This is a genomic window from Streptomyces sp. NPDC127100, from assembly GCF_042724095.1.
In the GTDB taxonomy this organism is placed as follows: domain Bacteria; phylum Actinomycetota; class Actinomycetes; order Streptomycetales; family Streptomycetaceae; genus Streptomyces.
Window position 1 is genome coordinate 203,164 of record NZ_JBHXFL010000007.1, and the last position, 19,809, is coordinate 222,972.

Below are 19,809 nucleotides of genomic sequence, written 5' to 3' on the forward strand. Positions count from 1 at the left end.
CGCTGATCCTCCGGGATCAGACGGCCGTGCGCGCCGCTACGAGGGCGTCGAAATCAGGGAATTTCGAAGCGATGTCGCTACCGGTGAAGTTGCCGATCCACCCGTCCTCTTCGTGAAAGAAGCGAATGACGGTGAATGACGGCGAAGCCCCCATGTCGAACCAGTGCTTCGTCCCACGCGGCACCCTCAGCAGATCCCCGGCCTCGCACAGCACGGCATGCACTTCACGATCGACGTGCAGATAGAAGGCCCCGGCCCCCGCCACGAAGAACCGCACCTCGTCGTCGTCATCGTGCGTGTGCTCACTGAGGAACTTCTTCCGCTCGGCCTTGGCGGTCAGCCGCCACCCCAGATCCTTCCGCGGGCGCAGCCCCACGACGTCAACGCTGGCGAACCCCTCGGCGGCGACCAGGGCGCCCACCTGTTCCCGATAGGCATGCAGCACGGCCGCGGGCTCGCAGTTGTCGGGCAGGCCGGCACGCAATGCCCACTGCTCGTAGCGGACCCCGGCAGGCGCCAGGGCGGCGGCGATCTCACCGGGATCGATGGTACGGCGTACGACGGTGCCGGGGTCGGAATCCGACCACGTGGTCAGCAGGGTCATGGCACTCTCCTCAACGGAATGTCTCGAGATCGAGCCGGTGCCGTACCGGTTCGACAGCACGGCGATTCACACCAAGGACGCTCCGAGCCCGTAGCTCTCAGTCGGTGGTGTCGGGCAGTGACAGGTCGAGGTAGTCGGGATAGGTGTGCTGTAGGCCGGGTGCCATTTCCAGCACCTGCACAGGGCCCTCGACGGCAGTCTTCTTGAACCCCGCCAAGCGGTAGACGGTGTACATCGACTTGTTGACATCGGTCGGTTTGAAGTCTGCTGTCAGGCGTACCTGTTCGGCCTCGGCCGACTGGGCCAGATACCGTAGGATCGCGCCTCCGACGTTGCGGCCCATCACACGGCAGGACATCAGGAAAAGGCGGATCCGCCATTCTTCCGCCGTCTTGCCGACCAGGGCGAGGCCGATGGTGCCGTAAGTGCCGAAGCGGTCCGTGAGCCGGGCGACCAGGAGTGTGTGGTCCGACTGCCCCATCAGTTCACGCAGCTCCGCTTTCGAGAACGTCAGGCCGGTGGTGTTGAGCTGGTGTGTGCGCTCGGTGAGTTCGGCAGCGCGTTCCAGGTCCTCGGGGGTGGCCACCGCGACCGTGAGGCTCATCCGCAGCGACCGGAGGAACTCGACCTGCGGGCCGGCATAGGACTTCTCGTACTCGTTGCGCTCCTCCGCCTGCAGATACATCGTTCGGCGGGCGCGCCCGTCCTCGGTCACCGGCCTGGACAGCTCCGGGCGGTCGAGCAGGTCCGCGGTCGCGGCCGGATCCACGCACCGCACCTGCGGGTGCGCGAACTCGACCTCGGCCCGCTCGAAGGCGGAGTCGTCTATGAACATCACTGATTCGAGGCCGATGTTGAGCCTCTGCGCGATGCTGTGGATCAGTCCCGACTTCGGCTGCCACGAGACGTGCGGGACGAGGAAGTAATGGCGAATGCCCAGTCGTTCGAGTTCGGTGAGCGCGGCCTTTTCGTCGTTCTTGCTGACGATCGACTGCAGGATGCCGCGCTGGTCGAGCGTGTCGATCAGCTCACGGACGCCGGGGCGCAACCTCACTCCGGACCCTTCGGACAGTATGCCGTCCCACACGGTGTCGTCCAGGTCCCAGACGACACACTTGACCAGCTCACTCGGCACAGTCAGCTCCTGCTTCGAACGGAAATTGCGGGTGGCGGCTGCGTACCCGGAAACGCTGAAGGCTCTGCTCGGCCAGAAGATCCTGCAGCAGCTGTGTGTTGCCCTCGATGATCTGCATCACCCGTGCGTCCCGCACCCAGCGGTCCACCGGGCCCCCGTCCACCAAGCCCGCCGCGCCGTGCAGTTGGGCCGCAGCGCCCGCCGCCGTCTCCGCCGCGCGGGAGGCTGCCAGTTTGGCGGCCAGTACGTGCTGGATCAGCCAGTCGTCCTGCGCGTCCATGGACCGCGCCGCACGCTCGCACAGGAGCCGCGCCGCCTCGGTGCCGAGGACGGCGTCGCCGACCAGACCGCGGACAAGCTGCAGATCGATCAGCCGTCCGCCGAACTGCTTGCGGCTGCTGGTGTGGCCGAGGATCGCGTCGCAGCATGCCTCGGCGAGCCCGAGGGAACCGTATGCGACGCAGAGCCTTCCCAGCGACAGTGCGTCACCCGCCACTTGTGACACACCGAAGCCGGGGCGGCCCACCATGCGGTCGGCCGGGACGCGGCAGCCTTCCAGGTGCAGATCGGCCAGCATGGCGCTGCGGAAGCCACTGGTGGGCCGGCTGGGGACCACCGTGACGCCTGGGTCGTCCCGCTGGACGAGGAAGCCCACGCTTCGGTCGCCGTGCATGGCGAAGACCAGGAAGCAATCGGCGAGTTGACCGAAGGACAGCCAGCGCTTCGTGCCGTCCAGGCGCCACACGGAGGCCGCCGCACCGGCGCCGTCCGGTCCTGCTTCCGGTGTCGCCGTCGTCTCGATGGACCGGGCGTCGCTGCCCGCACCGTCCTCGGTGAGGCCGAATGCCCCGACGAGTTCCCCGGAGGCAAGGCGTGGCAGCACCCGCTGCCGAGTGGCCTGCGACGCCCAGCGACTCAGGCTCGCGCACACCATTCCGTGCACGGTCAAGAGGCTCTGCAACGACGCCGAGGTACGGGCCACCGCCCGGTTCAGCTCCCCGTACGCCTGGTGGCTGAGTGGCCGCCCCCCGTACTCCGCGGGCACCATCGCGGCCATCGCACCGGACCGGACGATCGTCGCGATGACGGCCGGAGGCACCGTCTTGGCCGCCTCTATCTCGTCGGCCAGCGGCAGCAGCAGTCGTCCCAGCTCGTCCGCGGTCAGCGGCGGCTGCCTCATGTCTGCTTCCCCCGCACGAACCGCACGATGCTGTCCAGGGTGTCGAAGTTCTCGATCTCCAGGTCGTCGTCATCGATGCCGATGCCGAACTCCTTCTCGAGGTGACTGACGAGCGAGACGGTCGCCAGCGAGGTGAGCACCCCACCGGTGATCAGTTGTATGCCTTCCAGTTCCGCCGGGTCGTCCACGTACCGCGACAGGAAATCGAGAACACGGGATCGGACGGCTTCGTCCTCATAGACGGCAGTCACTGCGACATCACACTCCTACTCGCATGATCAAAACAGGGCGGCGGCCGTGACCCGTGAGGGCGTCACCGTCTTCCACGCCACTTCTTCTCAAGTCGGTCGATCTGGCTCTGGCTGAGGCTGACGAGGGAGAGGTCCGAGGGCGTCCGGCCGACCGAGTCGGGTCCGTCGGCGTGCGCGGTCAACGCCTGGAGATACGTGACCCAGCCCTTGCTGAGCTGCTCCACATCCGCGAGCGCCAGGACATCGCGCGGCCATGACCACGTCGCGGACAGTTCCAGGCCGGACGGGCCCTCCATTGCTGCCGCGTTCACCATGAGCGCGTGCGTGAGACGCATCCGGGGGTCGAGTCCACCGGTGGCCGCATGGCCGCTCACCTGTTGCCAGTCACCCTGATGGTGGGGACGACGCAGGCCGACCCGCCCGAAGTAGTTGAACGCCACCTGTGCTTCGGGAAGCGCGGAGAGTACCGGCGCCGTCTCAGGGTTGAGATAGCGCAAGAGGCCGTAGTTGATCCGCAGCTCCGACGCGGCACGAAGCTGCTCCTTGACCCGCTGCAGAGCCCGCCCGGCGGCCGGCCCGCCGCGTTGGACCTCGCCCCAGGACACCCTGCCCGGATCGAGCCGTACCGGGGCGACCGCGGTGAACCAGCCCACCGTCCGTGAGGTGTCGGCGCCCGCGAACAGTTCCTCCCGCCCATGCCCCTCGACATCGACCAGGACGGACGTCGCACCGGAGGCACTCGGCACACCGCGCCCGGTCCGCCACTGGGCCAGCGCGAGTGAGAACGCCGTCAGGAGCACGTCTTCGACGCCGGCGTGCAGCGTGGTGGGCACCCGTGTGAGCAGCGCTTCCGACAATCCCACCGGAACTGTCACGCGCAGCGTGTCGAGCCGCGCCGCCGTGTCGTCGCCTGAGCCCACCCTCCGGCTACCGACAGGAGGCTCGGGGACAGACAGGATGTCGGTCCAGTGCCGCAGGGAGGCGGTGCTCTGTGGCTCAGTCGCGCGTGCCTGGAGCTGCTCCGCCCAGCGCTTGAAGGAGGTGGGAACCGTCGCCGGCTCCGGCGTGCGGCCGGCGAGTACCGATGCGCCTGCGGCGGCGAGGTCGGGCAGGAGTATGCGCCACGACACGCCGTCCACGACGAGGTGGTGGATCGTCAGCAGCAGTCGGCCCGGTTCCTGGGGGCCGTGATCGAACCAGACGGCCTGCAGCATGACCCCGTCGCGCGGTGCCAGACGGCTCTGTGCCTGCGTGGCGTGTTCGGCCAGCAGCTGCTCGCGCTCGGCCGCGGTCCCGCCGGCACAGTCCACTCGGGTCAGAGCCGCGTCGGCCGTCAGCGCATGTGGGCTTCGCGGCGGAGGAATGTGCAGGGCCCAGTCGCCCTGGCCTTCGTCCCGCACCAGGCGGGCCCTCAGGACGTCGTGACGGTCGATGAGGGACTGCAGGGCGTGCGCCAGTCGGTCGCGTCCGACATCCGCGGGGACCTGGACCAGCCGCGATTGGAAGAACGCCTCGTACGAGTGATCGGGCTCGACGAGCCACCGCATGATGGGCGTCAGTGGCACCGAGCCGGTTCCGTCGTCCACCTTCGACGCACTGTCCGGCTCCGCCAGGATCTCTGTTCTCGCGGCGAGTTGTCCGGCCGTGTGATGCTGGAAGATGTCGCGGGGGGTGAGGTCGAGGCCGTGTTCGCGGGCGCGGCTGACGAGGACGATCGAGCTGATGCTGTCGCCGCCCAGGGCGAAGAAGCCGTCGTCGACGCCGACTCGGTCGGGGTCGAGGCCGAGGACGTCGGCGAAGAGGGCCGTGAAGGTCTTCTCCTTCGGGGTGCTCGGGGCGCGTGTGCGGGTGGCCGGCGCATAGTCGGGTGCGGGCAGTGCCTTGCGATCCAGCTTCCCGTTCGGCATCAGGGGCAGCTCGTCGAGGGCGATCACGGCTGCGGGCACCATGTACTCCGGCAGCCGTGCGCCAACGGCCTTCCTCACCTGCGCAACGTCGACGCCCTCACCGGCCACGACATAGCCGACCAGGCGCCGGTCGCCGGGCCGGTCCTCACGGATGACGGCGACAGCGCCGGCGACACCGGGACATGCTCTCAACGCGGCGCCAACTTCACCGAGTTCGATGCGGAAGCCGCGCAGTTTCACTTGGTCGTCGGTGCGGCCGAGGTAGCGCAGGGTTCCGTCGTTGTTCCAGGAGGCGAGGTCGCCGGTGCGGTACATGCGGGACCCGGCGGGGCCGTAGGGGTCGGCGACGAACCGCTCCGCGGTCAGTCCGGGCCGGTTCAGATAGCCGCGCGCGACACCGGTCCCGGCCACGTACAACTCACCGGGCACCCCGGGCGGCACGGGAGACAGGCCCTCGTCCAGGACGTAGGTGCGCACGTTTGCGATCGGCCGGCCGATGGGCGGCACCACCGCACCCGACAAGGCATCACTCACGGTTGCGCAGACCGTGGTCTCCGTAGGACCGTAGGCGTTGACCATCCGCCGGCCCTCGGACCAGCGTCCGACCGTGTCAGGGTCGCAGGCCTCGCCTGCCACGATCAGCGTCATCGCTGCCGGAACACTCGCCGGGTCCAGGACGCTCAGCGCGGATGGCGGGAGATTGCAGTGCGTGACGCTCGCGCCGGACAGCACACTCGTCAATGCGTCCCCGGGAGTCAGTTCTTCCCGGCCTGCCAGGACCAGCGCGCCGCCGGTCAGCAGGGTTGTGAGTATCTCCCACGCGGCGGCGTCGAAGCTGGGCGACGCGAACTGCAGCACACGGCTACCCGCACCGATTCCCCACCGCGCGCTCTGTCCGAGAGAAAGATTCACCACGCCCGTGTGGTGCGTCACCACACCCTTGGGGGTGCCGGTCGAGCCCGAGGTGTAGATGACGTACGCGGGCTGGGCGGAATCCAGTGGCGCTACGCGGTCCGTGTCGGTCGGGTCGGTGCCCACGCGGGTGGCCAACCGGGTCTGGACAGCGGGGTCGTCGAGGAGGACGGTGGGAGTGTTCTCGGTCCAGAGGCCGCTGGTGGCGGCATGGGTGAGAACCAGGGTGGGCCGGGCGTCCTCCAGCATGAAGTGGATGCGGTCGACCGGGTAGGCCGTGTCGATGGGCAGGTAGGCGGCGCCCGTCTTGAGTACCGCGAGCAGGGCGGTGATCAGTTCCGGCGAGCGGGGGAGGGCGAGGGCGACGATGTGTTCGGGGCCGGCGCCCCGCTCGATCAGGAGCCGCGCCAGACGGTTGGCGCGGGTGTTGAGCTGGTCGTAGGTGATGTGGATGCCGTCGCAGATCAGGGCGACGGCGTCCGGATTGGTCTCGGCCTGGTCCTGGAACAGCTCCGGAAGTGTGCCCGTAGGGAGGGGAGCGGCAGCGGCGTTCCACTCCTCCAGCAGGCGGTGCCGCTCGTCGTCGGACAGCAGCTCGATCGAGCCCACGCGCCGCTCCACGTCCGTGGCGACGCTCTTGAGCACGCGGATGAGCCGCTCGGCCATGGCTGTGACCGTGCCGTGGTCGAACAGGTCGGTGCGGTAGGAGATCACGCCACTGATCCCGGCGCCGTCGTCGTCGTCGTGATGTTCGGCGAGACTGACGGACAGGTCCATCCGGGCGGACTGGGAGCGGACGGTCTGGGGAGTGGCCGTGACGCCGTCGAAGGCCGGCTCGCCAGGCGGGTTGTTGTTGAGGGCGAGCATGACCTGGAAGAGGGGGTGGTGGGCCAGGGACCGTGTCGGGTTGACCGCTTCGACCAGACCCTCGAAGGGCACGTCCTGATGGGAGTACGCGCTCAGATTCGTTTCGCGGACGCGGTCCAGGAGTTCGGCGAAGGTGGGGTCGCCGGACAGGTCGGTGCGCAGCACCAGCGTGTTGACGAAGAAGCCGACCAGGTCGTCCAGTTCCTCCTCGCCACGGCCGGCGACCGGCGTGCCGACGGGGATGTCCGTGCCCGCGCCGAGGCGGTGCAGTAGCACGCCCACAGCGGCCTGCAGCACCATGAACACCGTCGTCTGCCGCGACCGCGCAAGACGGATCAACGCCCGGTGTACCTCGGCGTCCACCCACACCGGCGCCAACGCTCCCTCGTATCCGGCCTGTTCCGGATACGGGCGGTCGGTCGGCAGCTCGATGCGCTCAGGCAACCCGGCCAGAGTCTGCTTCCAGTGGTTGAGTTGGGTGGAGAGCAGGCTGTCGGGGTCGTGTTCGTCGCCGAGGAGTTCGTGTTGCCACAGGGTGTAGTCGGCGTACTGCACGGGCAGCGGCGTCCAGGCCGGAGCACGGCCCGTGCGCCGAGCCGCGTATGCCGTGCTCAGATCGCGGGCCAGGGGGCCCATCGACCAGCCGTCACCGGCGATGTGGTGGATCACCAGGACCAGTACGTGCTCGTCGGCGGCGTCGTCAACGGTGAACAGGGTTGCGCGAAGCGGAAGGTCGGTCGCGAGGTCGAAGGGATGACGCACGGCGCGGTCCACCGCAGCGGCCAGTTCCGTCTCGGTGACCGACTCGACGTCCATCACCGGCCGGGCTTCGGCGACCGGGCGGATGTCCTGGTACGGCTGGCCGTCGCTGTCCGGGAAGACGGTGCGCAACGCCTCATGGCGTGCCACGACATCCTGGAGGGCGGCTCGCAGAGCATCGACGTCCAGGGCGCCGGACAGGCGCAGGACGACGGGTACGTTGTAGGTGGCGCTGGGTCCTTCGAGCCGGTGCAGGAACCACAGGCGGCGCTGCGCGAACGACAACGGCATCCGCTGCGGACGCGTCCGGGGCGTGAGCGCGGGACGCTCGACCGGGTTCGTGGACGTTTCGACCGTGCGTGCCAGGGCCGCGACGGTCGGGGCCGCGAACAGGTCGCGGATGACGAGATCCGCCCCGATCACGGCCCGGATACGGCCGATCAGACGCATCGCGAGAAGGGAATGCCCGCCCAGGTCGAAGAAACTGTCGTCCACACCGATCCGGTCGACGCCCAGAACCTCGGTGAACAGCCCGGCCAGGATCTCCTCACGCGCATCACGCGGAGCCCGCGACGGTCCCGCCGCACCGCTGTACTCGGGTGCCGGCAGAGCCTTGCGGTCCAGCTTCCCGTTCGGCATCAACGGCAGCTCATCGAGGGCGACCACGACCGCGGGCACCATGTACTCCGGCAGCCGCGCGCCAACGGCCTTCCTCACCTGCGCCACGTCGACAGGCCCGTCGGCCACGACATAGCCGACCAGACGCCGGTCACCGGGCCGGTCCTCACGGATCACGGCAACAGCACCCGCGACACCCGGGCACGCCGCCAACGCGGCCTCAACCTCACCCAGTTCAATGCGGAAGCCGCGCAGCTTCACCTGGTCGTCCGCGCGGCCCAGGAACTGCAGCGTGCCGTCGTTGTTCCAGGAGGCGAGGTCCCCGGTGCGGTACATCCGCGACCCGGCGGGCCCGTAGGGATCGGCGACGAACCGCTCCGCAGTCAGCCCCGGCCGGTTCAGATAACCACGCGCGACACCCGCCCCCGCCACATACAACTCACCCGGCACCCCCGCCGGAACCGGAGACAACGACTTGTCCAGGACATAGGTGCGCACATTCGCGATCGGCCGGCCGATCGGCGGCACCACCACACCCGACAACGCATCACTCAACGTCGCACAGACCGTCGTCTCGGTCGGCCCGTACGCGTTGACCATCCGCCGGCCAACCGACCAACGCCCGACCGTATCCGGGTCACAGGCCTCGCCGGCCACGATCAGCGTCATCGCTGCCGGGACGCTCGCCGGGTCCAGGAGCCTCAGTGCGGATGGCGGGAGAGTGCAGTGCGTCACGCCCGCGCCGGACAGCACACTCGTCAATGCGTCCCCGGGAGTCAGTTCTTCCCGGCCTGCCAGAACCAGCGCACCGCCCGTCAGCAGGGCCGTGAAGATCTCCGACGCGGCGGCGTCGAAGCTGGGTGACGCGAACTGCAGCACACGGCTACCCGCATCGATCCCCCACTGCTCGCTCTGCCCGAGAGCGAGATTCACCAGGCCCGTATGGTGTGTCACCACACCCTTGGGGGTGCCGGTCGAGCCCGAGGTGTAGATGACGTACGCCGGATGCTCCGGCGCTGACACACCCAGCCGGTCCGCGTTCGCCAGATCAGCCGCCGACAAGCTTGCCAGGCGATCTTCAACCATCGGATCGCTCACGCAGACTACGTCGCACCCATGGGCAAGCTCCGGCAGTGTGGAGGCGGAGTCCACCAGCACCACGCTAGGACGGGAGTCCTCCAGCATGAAGCGAACTCGCTCCACCGGATACTCCACGTCCACCGGCAGGTACGCCGCGCCCGCTTTGAGTACGGCCAACATGCCGACTACCAGCTCCGGCGACCGCGGCAGCGCGAGCGCCACCAACTGCTCCGGTCCCACGCCCCGTTCGACCAGCAATCGCGCAAGCCGGTTCGCCCGCGCGTTCAACTCGCCGTACGAACAGATCGTGCCGCCATCCGGCGCCATCAGCGCCGCAGCCGCCGGAGCCTGAGCAGCCTGTGCCTCGAACAAGGCCGACGCCGTCGCCGCAGGCACGGGGACCGCCGGACCGTTACCCCACACCCCCACCACACGCTCACGCTCACCAGCGCTGAGCAAGCTGACCGAGCCGATCGGCTGGTCAGGGAGAGCTCCCGTCATGCGTTCCAGGTAGAGCAGGAATCGCGCTACGTGGGCGTCCATCTCCGTCCCACTGTACATACGGTCGTTCGCGTCGAAGTACACCTCGATTCGACCTTCATGGGAGCCTTCGAAGAAGGTGAAGGAGAAGTCTTCGGTGTAACGCTGCGAGAGGCTGCTGGCTTCCACCGGCTGATCGCCGAAGCGGATGGCGTAGTCGAATGTCATGGCATTGACCACGGGCCCGTAAGGAAGGATGTCGCCCGACATTCGGAGGAGTTCGTGACGCAGATCCTCCATGCGGTATCGGCCGTGACGTGACGCTCGGGTCGTCTGGGTCCAGACGTGTCTGGCCAGTTTTCTCACGGATAGTTCAGGGCTCACCGTGATGCGTAGTGGGACGACATTGACCGTCATTCCCGGTGTGTTGCGTTCGACCTCGTCCAGGCGGCCGGCCAGGGGAAGTCCGACGGATATGGCGCTTTCTCCGGTGACAGCGCTGACGTATGCGGCGGTCGCCGTGACCGCCAATACCGACAGGCTTACGCCGAGTCCAGCAGCGGCGAGACGCAGCTGATCCGACAGGTCTGTACTGAGCGTGGTCCGCCTACGGAGAATCCTCTGGGGTCGGCGGTATGGTCGGTTGGAAAGCCTTACCGGGTCAGGTGCATCCTGCAGACGTTTGAGCCAGTATTGGCGGTCGGCTTCGCACTCTTCCGAAGCCCGATAGGACTGCTCGCGTTCCAGCAGATTACGGAACGAACAGAACGGGGTGCCGCTGTCCGGACGACCCGCCACCATGTCCGAGTAGAGTTGGGCCGTGCGCCGAGTGATCAGCGCGGAACTCCAGGCATCCATGATGACGTGGTGGTAACGGCTGTACAGAATATGGAGGTCCGGGCCGACCGTGAGCAGCGCGGGCGCGTACAGAGGTCCCTGCGCGAGATCGAACGCGGTCTCCACGTCCGACGCCATCCATGCTTCGGCTGCCGCGCTCGGATCTTCCTGTCCGGTGAAGTCCAACCGTCGCACGGCGACTTGAACGGTGCGGTCAGGAATTTGAATCGGACCGTCCGGCCCCTCTGCAATGACGAGCCGCAGCGTTTCGGCTTCTGCGAGGACCGCCTGGTACGCCTTCTCGAGAATTCCCAGATCAACGGGTCCGTGGATCTCGACGCGCTCGCCGACATTGTAGACCGAGGAGCCGGGCCCGAAAGAGGTGGCAAACCATACCCCTGACTGGGCAGCTGTTAAGGGCCATTGCTCATTTATCGGACCAGACATCCAAGTCCTCCGCAGCGACGCGCGTCCCCCCGGCGCTCGCCGGGCGTCTATGTAATCACACAGAGCGTCGAGCCGGCTCTGGCGTTTTCGAATGCACCGCAGATCCGGCGTGCGCCCTCTACGGCAGGTCTGAGTGGCACCGTCCCGCTCTGCGTGTCTGTGTCCCTGTGTAGTAGCAAAATCCAACTCCGGCCTGAGTCGCAAGACGTTGTGACGGGCGTCACATGTACAGGGTGCAGTCGACGGTTGTAGTCTCCCCGTAACTCATGGCTGCGTTACGGGGGTATCGCTTTGAATGCACAGGGGGCGTGGAGGGATTCCACGTAGAGGCACCGCAGACATGTAAGGGCCGGCGAGTTGCGCTCTGAAAACTCGGGTCGGCCGGCAGTCGAACCGACATCCTTCCCGAAATTCCTGGGCCATACCGATGGCAGGCGCCTTTTCTTCCTCGTACGCGACTGCTCAAGATAATGATGACCGGTGTGTACGACACACCGCCGCTCAGTCTTCCCGCCGCCTCCAGTCGGCACGGAAGTCGGTAGGCGGACGGCTGCGGCCCAGCTCGGGTGAAGTGGTCGCGTGCACTGCAATGGGGTTCCTCGACACGTTATAGCGCCCGATACGGAGAGTGGATCGACCTTGTCGCATGAGCTTGAGGACATCTGGCCGCTGTCGCCGCTTCAGGAAGGGCTCGTTTACCACGCCCTTGCCGACCGTGAGGGACCGGATGCCTATGTCGTGCAGTTGATCCTGAACTTCGAGGGCGCCCTGGACGCCGTGGCCCTGCGCGCGGCCGGTCAGGCCCTACTCGACCGGCACGCGAACCTGCGAGCCGCGTTCTGGGTCGACGACCTCGAGGAACCGGTGCAAGTCATCGCGCGCGAGGTCGAGTTGCCGTGGGTCGAGGTCGACCTCACCCATCTGTCGCCCGTGGAGACCGAAACCGAGCTGCGGTCGTTCGCCGATGCCGAGCGGGCCCGTCGCTTCGACCTTGACCGTCCCCCTCTGCTGCGCATGGCGCTCATCAGACACCTCGACGGCGAAGCCGCGGCCGACCGTAGTCGAGTGGTCATCACCCAGCATCACGTGCTGGTCGACGGCTGGTCGTCGTCGCTGATGGTGCGTGAACTGCTCGCCCTGTACGAAGCAAAGGGCGATGACAGCGACCTCCCTCCTGTCATGCCCTACCGGGAATACCTGGTCTGGCTCTCCGAGCAGGACCGCGACGGTGCCCGCGAAGCCTGGACCGCCGCGCTGACCGGTGCGGAACCCACCCTGTTGACCACGCCGGCCGCCGCCGCGGCATCCGACGAGGCAACAGCGGCCTTCCCGGAACGCTTCGTCACGCATCTTCCGCAGGAGACCACGGCCACGCTGCAAGCCCAGGCCCGTCGCCTGGGCGTCACTTTGAGCACGTTGGTGCAGTGCGCGTGGGGTGTGCTCCTCGGCCGGATGACCGGTCAGGACGATGTGGTCTTCGGTGCCGTGGTGTCGGGGCGGTCGCCCGAGATTCCGGGTGTCGAGAGCATGATCGGCCTGTTCATCAACACGGTGCCGGTCCGGGTGCGGTTGGGGGCGGAGGACACGTGGGCCGATCTGGCTGTGCGTGTCCAGTCCGAACAGGGTGCGTTGCTGCCGCACCAGCACCTGTCCCTGACGGAGATCCAGCGGGCCGCCGGACTCGATGGCGCGTTCGACACGGTCATGGCTGTGGAGAACTTCCCCGCTGACCGCGACACCTCCGCCGATCGCCGGTCAGCCCACCTCAAGGTCACGGCTACGCAAGGTCGCGACGCCACTCACTATCCGTTGAGCCTCGCCGTGGTTCCGGGTGACGCACTCAGACTGCGGTTGGACTTCCGAGCTGACCGCATCGATCGCGAAGCGGTCACTGTCGTTGCCGAATCCCTTGTGCGGATCCTGACGGCGGTGGCTGGGGATGCGGGGGAGCGGGTCGGGTCGGTGGAGTTGCTCTCGGCTGGTGAGCGGGAGCGGGTGATCGGTGTGTGGGGTGCCGGTCCGGTGGGGGAGGTGCGGGCGGGTACGGCGCCGGCCGTGTTTGCGGGCAGGGTTGCGGAGGCGCCGGATGCGGTGGCGGTGGTGTCGGGGGACGGCAGCACCGTGTTTTCTTACGGTGAGTTGGATGCGCGGGCGAACCGGCTGGCGCGGTTGTTGGTGGACCGGGGTGTGGGGCCGGAGCAGTTGGTGGCGCTTGCGTTGCCGCGGTCGCCGGAGCTGGTGGTGGCGGTTCTCGCGGTGTGGAAGGCGGGGGCGGCGTATCTGCCCGTCGATACTGGTTATCCGGTGGACCGGATCCGTTTCATGGTCCGGGACGCGCGCCCGGCGCTGGTGGTGACGGACGCGTCGACGACGCATCTGTGGGAGCACGGCACACCTGTGGTGCGGCTCGACGACCCGGCTGTTCAGGCCGAGTTGGCTGGCGTAGATCCAACGGTTCTGGCTGCGGACGGGCCTGAGCCGGCGCATCCTGCCTATGTCATCTATACCTCGGGGTCGACGGGTGTGCCCAAGGGTGTGGTGGTGACGCATGCCGGTCTGGTGAGTCTGGTGCAGGCTTCGGGGCCTCGTCTTGGTGTGGGTCCGGGTAGTCGTGTGTTGCAGTTCGCCTCTCCGAGTTTCGATGCGGCCACGTGGGACTGGAGTCTGGCGTTGCTGTCGGGGGCGGCGCTGGTGGTGGCGGGTGTGCAGGAGCTGGTTCCGGGTGCCGCTCTTGCGCGTGTGCTGTCCGAGGCGGGTGTGACGTATTGCATGGTGCCGCCTTCGGCGCTGGGTGTGCTGGATGTGGCACGGGTCCCGGAGTCGGTGACGGTTGTGGTGGGTGGTGAGGCCTGTGACCCGGATACGGTCGGGCGTTGGTCGGTTGGCCGGCGGATGGTCAACGCGTATGGGCCGACGGAGACGACGGTCTGTGCGACGTTGAGTGATGCGTTGTCGGGTGTGGTGGTGCCGCCGATCGGCCGGCCGATCGCGAATGTGCGCACCTATGTCCTGGACAAGTCGTTGTCTCCGGTTCCGCCCGGGGTGCCGGGTGAGTTGTATGTGGCGGGGGCGGGTGTCGCGCGTGGTTATCTGAACCGGCCGGGGCTGACCGCGGAGCGGTTCGTCGCCGACCCCTACGGGCCCGCCGGGTCGCGGATGTACCGCACCGGGGACCTCGCCTCCTGGAACAACGACGGCACGCTGCAGTTCCTGGGGCGCGCGGACGATCAGGTGAAGCTGCGCGGCTTCCGCATCGAACTGGGTGAGGTTGAGGCTGCGTTGGCGGCGTGTCCGGGTGTCGCGGGTGCTGTTGCCGTGATCCGTGAGGACCGGCCCGGTGACCGGCGTCTGGTCGGCTATGTCGTGGCCGACGGGCCTGTGGACGTGGCGCAGGTGAGGAAGGCCGTTGGCGCGCGGTTGCCGGAGTACATGGTGCCCGCAGCCGTGGTGCTCCTGGAGACGCTGCCGTTGATGCCGAACGGGAAGCTGGACCGCAAGGCTCTGCCGGCACCCGAGTACAGCGGTGCGGCGGGACCGTCGCGGGCGCCGCGTGATGCGCGTGAGGAGATCCTGGCCGGGCTGTTCACCGAGGTTCTGGGCGTCGACCGGATCGGTGTGGACGACAGTTTCTTCGACCTGGGCGGGCATTCCCTTCTCGCGATGCGTCTGATCGGCCGTATCCGGGCCGTGATCGGGGCGGATCTCGTCATCCGCGACCTGTTCGCGGCACCGACCGTCGCGGCCCTGGCACGCGCGGTCGAAACGTCCACGAACCCGGTCGAGCGTCCCGCGCTCACGCCCCGGACGCGTCCGCGGCGGATGCCGTTGTCGTTCGCGCAGCGCCGCCTGTGGTTCCTGCACCGGCTCGAAGGACCCAGCGCCACCTACAACGTTCCCGTCGTCCTGCGCCTGTCCGGCGCCCTGGACACGAAGGCGTTACTTGCAGCGCTGACTGACGTGGTCGCACGCCACGAAGCCCTGCGCACCGTCTTTCCGGAGACGGACGGCCAGCCGTACCAGGACATCCGCCCGGCTGCCGAGGCGCAGCCCGAGGTGAGTGCCGAAACGGTCACCGAGGCGGAACTGGCCGGTGCGGTGGACCGCGCCGTGCGTCATCCCTTCGACCTCGCGACTGAACTGCCGATCCGCGTATCCCTGTTCACCGTTGACGATGCCGCCGACGAGCACGTACTGGTCCTGGTGATCCACCACATCGCCGGTGACGGATGGTCGATGGGCCCCTTGGCCCGCGATCTGAGCACGGCATACGCGGCTCGGCGCACGGGCCGAGTTCCGGCCTGGACGCCGTTGCCCGTGCAGTACGCCGACTACGCCCTGTGGCAACACGAACTCCTCGGCGACGAGACCGACCCCGACAGCCTGCTGTCCACCCAGCTTGCCTACTGGAAGCAGGCTCTGGCCGGGTTGCCTGAGCGCATCAACCTGCCGACCGACCTCGCCGAGCAGCCATCGGGCGATCGGCGGGGGGAAGTGGCGGAGCTGTCCTTCACCGAGGATCTGCACGCGGAACTCGTCCGGGTCGCGAAGGGCCACCGCAGCACCGTGTTCATGGTGCTGCAGGCCGCTCTGAGCGTGCTCCTGCACCGCCTCGGCGCCGGGACCGACATCCCCATCGGCACACCGACGGCCGGTCGGGCCCAGCAGGAGCTGGACACCCTCATCGGCAACTTCGTCAACACGCTGGTGCTGCGCACCGACCTGTCCGGCGACCCCACCTTCGCCGAACTCCTCGACCGCGTCCGCGAGACGGACCTCAACGCCTACGCCCACCAGGACGTACCCTTCGAAAGCCTGGTGGAGGCACTCAATCCCACCCGTTCCACGGACCACCAGCCGCTGCATCAGGTGATGCTGACGCTGCAGAACCACGAGGCGCAGCAACTCGACATCCCCGGGCTGGACCTCACGGCATCCTCCTGGAACACGCAGGCGGTGCGCCGGGACCTGACCCTGACCCTGCGGGAGCGGTTCGGTCCGGACGGTAAGCCGCAAGGGATCGACGGGGCCCTGCAGTTCGACGGGGCCCGCTTCTCCTGGGAACGCATCGAGGCCATAGGCCGGTGGTTCCGCCAGGTCCTCGCGAGCCTCCTCGAGGACCCCGAGCAGTGCGTGGGGGCGGTGGACCTGCTGTCGGCCGCGGAGCAGGAGGAGATCCTCCGTACGTGGAACGATACCGCTGTGTCCGCTGGTTCCGGCACGCTTGTGGAGCTGTTCCAGGCTCAGGCCGAGGCCACTCCGGACGCCGTCGCCCTGATCTGCGACGGCATCCACATCACCTACGACGAACTCAACACCCGCGCCAACCGTCTGGCGCGGCTCCTGGTCGAGCGGGGCGTCGGCCCCGAGCACATCGTCGCCCTTGCCCTTCCCCGCTCACCCGAGATGATCACCGCCCTCCTGGCGGTCCTCAAGGCGGGAGCGGCCTACCTTCCCATCGACACCGGCTATCCCGTGGAGCGCATCCGCTTCATGGTCCGGGACGCCCACCCCACCCTCGTCCTCACCCACATCACCACCGCCGACATCTGGGGTCAGGGCACCCCGACCGTCTACCTCGACGACCCCGCCCTCCAGGCCCGCACAGCCACACTGGACCCCACCAACCCGCACACCACACCCGACCCCGCCCACCCCGCCTACGTCATCTACACATCCGGCTCCACCGGCACACCCAAGGGCGTCACCGTCCCCCACGTGGCCGTTGTCGACTATCTGCGCGACACGAGCCGGCGTTACCCGGCGGCCCAGGGCGTGGCACTGCTGCACACGTCCCTCTCCTTCGACCTCTCGATCACCGCGCTCTTCACGCCGCTCGTCTCGGGTGGCCGCGTCGTGCTCGCGGAGCTGCGGGACGGCCTCGGGGAGACCGCGGAGATACGTGCACTCGGCTGCGACTTCCTCAAAACCACGCCCAGCCATCTGGCGATGCTCGAAGGCCTCCCGGAGGAGCTTTCCCCGCGCCAGGAGCTGCTGATCGGCGGCGAGGCGCTGTACGGCGAGACGCTGCGCAAGTGGCGCGACAAGCACCCGGACGTGACCGTCATGAACGTGTACGGTCCGACCGAGGCCTCGGTGAACTGCACCGAGTACAGGATCGAGCCGGGCGACGAGGTGCCGGACGGGCCGATCCCGATCGGACGCCCGATGGCCAACACCCGGGTGTACGTCCTGGACGCCGGCCTGCGTCCGGTACCGCCCGGTGTGCCGGGTGAGCTGTACGTGGCGGGCGTGTGCCTGGCCCGGGGCTATCTGCGGCGACCCGGCCTCACCGCGGAGCGGTTCGTCGCCGACCCCTACGGCCCCGCCGGATCACGGATGTACCGCACCGGCGACCTGGCACGCTGGAACAGCGACGGCACCCTCGTCTTCCTCGGCCGCGCCGACGATCAGGTGAAGCTGCGCGGCTTCCGCATCGAACTTGGGGAAGTCGAAGTCGAGTTGACTCGGCATCCCCAGGTGGCTCGGGCGGCCGTGGTGGTGCGCGAGGAACGGGAGGGGGACCGGCGCCTGGTCGGCTACGTCGTCCCGGAAACCGGTGGAAGCGTCGACCCCGCCGAGCTGCGGGACCACCTCGCGGCGCGGCTGCCGGAGTACATGGTGCCGGCCGTGGTCGTCGTCCTCGACGCTCTGCCGCTGACCGTCAACGAGAAGCTCGACCGCAAGGCGCTGCCCGACCCCGACTACGTCGCCGACACCCGAGGGCGTCCGGACAAGCCGCCGCGCAGTCCGCGCGAGGAGATCCTCACCAACCTGTTCGCCGAGGTCCTCGGTGTCGACCCCGAGCGCGTCGGTGTCGACGACGACTTCTTCCATCTCGGTGGGCATTCTCTGCTGGCCGCCCGCGCCATCGGCCGCATCCGCAGCGCCATGGGCGCGCAGCTCGGCATCAAGACTTTCTTCGAGTCCCCGACGGTGGCGGGCCTGGCCCGGCAACTCGGCGGCAGCACCGAGGCGCGCCCACCGATCGTGCCCGTGGCGCGTCCGCAGCGGATGCCGTTGTCGTTCGCGCAGCGCCGCCTGTGGTTCCTGCACCGGCTCGAAGGACCCAGCGCGACGTACAACGGCGCCGCGGCGCTCCGCATCTCCGGTGCCCTGGACGTCGATGCTCTGCGAGCCGCCCTCCAGGATGTCGTGGCACGCCATGAGGCGTTGCGCACCGTCTTCCCGGACAACGACGGCCAGCCGTACCAGGACATCCGCCCGGTCGCCCAGGTGCGGCCGGTGATGGACGTCGAGTCGGTCACCGAGACGGATCTGGCCGCTGCGGTGGACCGCGCCGTGCGCCACCCCTTCGACCTCGCGACCGAACTGCCGATCCGCGTATCCCTGTTCACCGTTGACGATGCCGCCGACGAGCACGTACTGGTCCTGGTGATCCACCACATCGCCGGAGACGGATGGTCGATGGGCCCCTTGGCCCGCGATCTGAGCACGGCATACGCGGCTCGGCGCGCGGGTCGTGCTCCGGCCTGGACGCCGCTGCCCGTGCAGTACGCCGACTACACCCTGTGGCAACACGAACTCCTCGGCGACGAGAACGACCCCAAGAGCCTCCTTTCCGAGCAGGTCGGATACTGGCGTGATGCCTTGGCCGGAATCCCGGAGCGTCTGGAGCTGCCGACGGACCGTCCGTATCCGGAACAGGCCGGGTACGACGGTGGTTCGGTGCCGGTGCGGATCGATGCCGAGCTGCACCAGGCCCTGAGCGGTCTGGCGCGGTCGCGGCAGACGACGGTGTTCATGGTGCTGCAGGCCGCTGTGGGCGTGCTCCTGCACCGTCTCGGCGCGGGCACGGACATTCCCATCGGCACGCCGGTCGCCGGTCGTGGCGAGGAGGAACTGGACGACCTGGTCGGCTTCTTCGTCAACACCCTCGTCCTGCGCACCGACCTGTCCGGCGACCCCACCTTCGCCGAACTCCTGGACCGCGTCCGCGAGACGGACCTCAACGCCTACGCCCACCAGGACGTGCCCTTCGAGGGTCTGGTCGAAGCGGTCAACCCGACACGGTCCCTGGCCCACCACCCGCTCTTCCAGGTCATGCTCGCCCTCAACAACAACCCGTCTGGCGAGCCGGCCTTCGCCGGGGCGAGTACGACCCCACTGAAGGCGCGCGTCGGGGCTGCGCGGATGGACCTGACGGTGCACCTGGCCGAGCGGCAGGGCGGGGACGGCTCCCCGGACGGGGTCGTCGGCTCCCTCGCCTACCGTACCGACCTGTTCGAGCAGGCCACGATGACGGCTCTGGTGGAGCGGTTGCTGCGGGTGCTGCGCGCCGTCACGGACGATCCCACTCAGCGCGTCGCCGCGGTCGACGTGCTGTCCGAGGAGGAGCGGCACCGCCTGCTGGAGGAGTGGAACGACACCGCCACTGCCCTTCCTTCGGGCACGCTTGTGGAGCTGTTCCAGGCTCAGGTCGAGGCCACTCCGGACGCCGTCGCGCTGATCTTTGACGGCGTCCACATCACCTACGACGAGCTCAACACCCGCGCCAACCGTCTGGCGCGGCTCCTGGTCGAGCGGGGCGCCGGCCCCGAGCACATCGTCGCCCTTGCCCTTCCCCGCTCACCCGAGATGATCACCGCCCTCCTGGCGGTCCTCAAGGCGGGAGCGGCCTACCTTCCCATCGACACCGGCTATCCCGTGGAGCGCATCCGCTTCATGGTCCAGGACGCCCACCCCACCCTCGTCCTCACCCACACCACCACCGC

General features: G+C 68.3%; 6 protein-coding genes. 1 reads left to right on the forward strand and 5 read right to left on the reverse strand.

The window, feature by feature from the left end; genetic code table 11:
* Positions 1–16 precede the first annotated feature (16 nt).
* The 5 genes from ACFWJB_RS11030 to ACFWJB_RS11050 all read right to left on the reverse strand — a co-directional run bounded on the left by ACFWJB_RS11030 (position 17) and on the right by ACFWJB_RS11050 (position 11,077).
* A complete protein-coding gene (locus ACFWJB_RS11030; protein ID WP_385465981.1) occupies positions 17–604 on the reverse strand; it encodes an acireductone dioxygenase in 588 nt (195 codons plus the stop codon).
* 97 nt (positions 605–701) lie between these two features.
* A complete protein-coding gene (locus ACFWJB_RS11035) occupies positions 702–1,739 on the reverse strand; it encodes an HAD-IIIC family phosphatase (protein ID WP_385465984.1) in 1,038 nt (345 codons plus the stop codon).
* Positions 1,729–2,919, reverse strand: coding sequence for an acyl-CoA dehydrogenase family protein (locus ACFWJB_RS11040; RefSeq protein ID WP_385465987.1), 1,191 nt, complete (start codon positions 2,917–2,919; stop codon positions 1,729–1,731). Before ACFWJB_RS11040 ends, ACFWJB_RS11035 begins: the two co-directional genes overlap by 11 nt.
* A complete protein-coding gene (locus ACFWJB_RS11045; protein ID WP_385465990.1) occupies positions 2,916–3,170 on the reverse strand; it encodes an acyl carrier protein in 255 nt (84 codons plus the stop codon). The genes ACFWJB_RS11040 and ACFWJB_RS11045 overlap by 4 nt, the downstream gene beginning before the upstream one ends.
* A 62-nt stretch (positions 3,171–3,232) precedes the next feature.
* The gene (locus ACFWJB_RS11050; protein ID WP_386921692.1) at positions 3,233–11,077 is read right to left on the reverse strand and encodes an amino acid adenylation domain-containing protein; all 7,845 of its coding nucleotides are present in this window, start codon (positions 11,075–11,077) and stop codon (positions 3,233–3,235) included.
* Positions 11,078–11,716: 639 nt separating this feature from the next.
* On the opposite strand from ACFWJB_RS11050, the gene ACFWJB_RS11055 reads away from it, so the two are divergent.
* A partial coding sequence (locus tag ACFWJB_RS11055) for an amino acid adenylation domain-containing protein (RefSeq protein ID WP_386921694.1) occupies positions 11,717–19,809 on the forward strand: 8,093 nt, incomplete at its 3' end.

What these genes read in the sequence shown, in the direction of transcription:
- ACFWJB_RS11030 (WP_385465981.1), bottom strand. Translation starts at nt 604, where the DNA reads ATGACCCTGCTGACCACGTGGTCGGATTCCGACCCCGGCACCGTCGTA.
- ACFWJB_RS11040 (WP_385465987.1), bottom strand. Translation starts at nt 2,919, where the DNA reads ATGAGGCAGCCGCCGCTGACCGCGGACGAGCTGGGACGACTGCTGCTG.
- ACFWJB_RS11050 (WP_386921692.1), bottom strand. Translation starts at nt 11,077, where the DNA reads ATGTCTGGTCCGATAAATGAGCAATGGCCCTTAACAGCTGCCCAGTCA.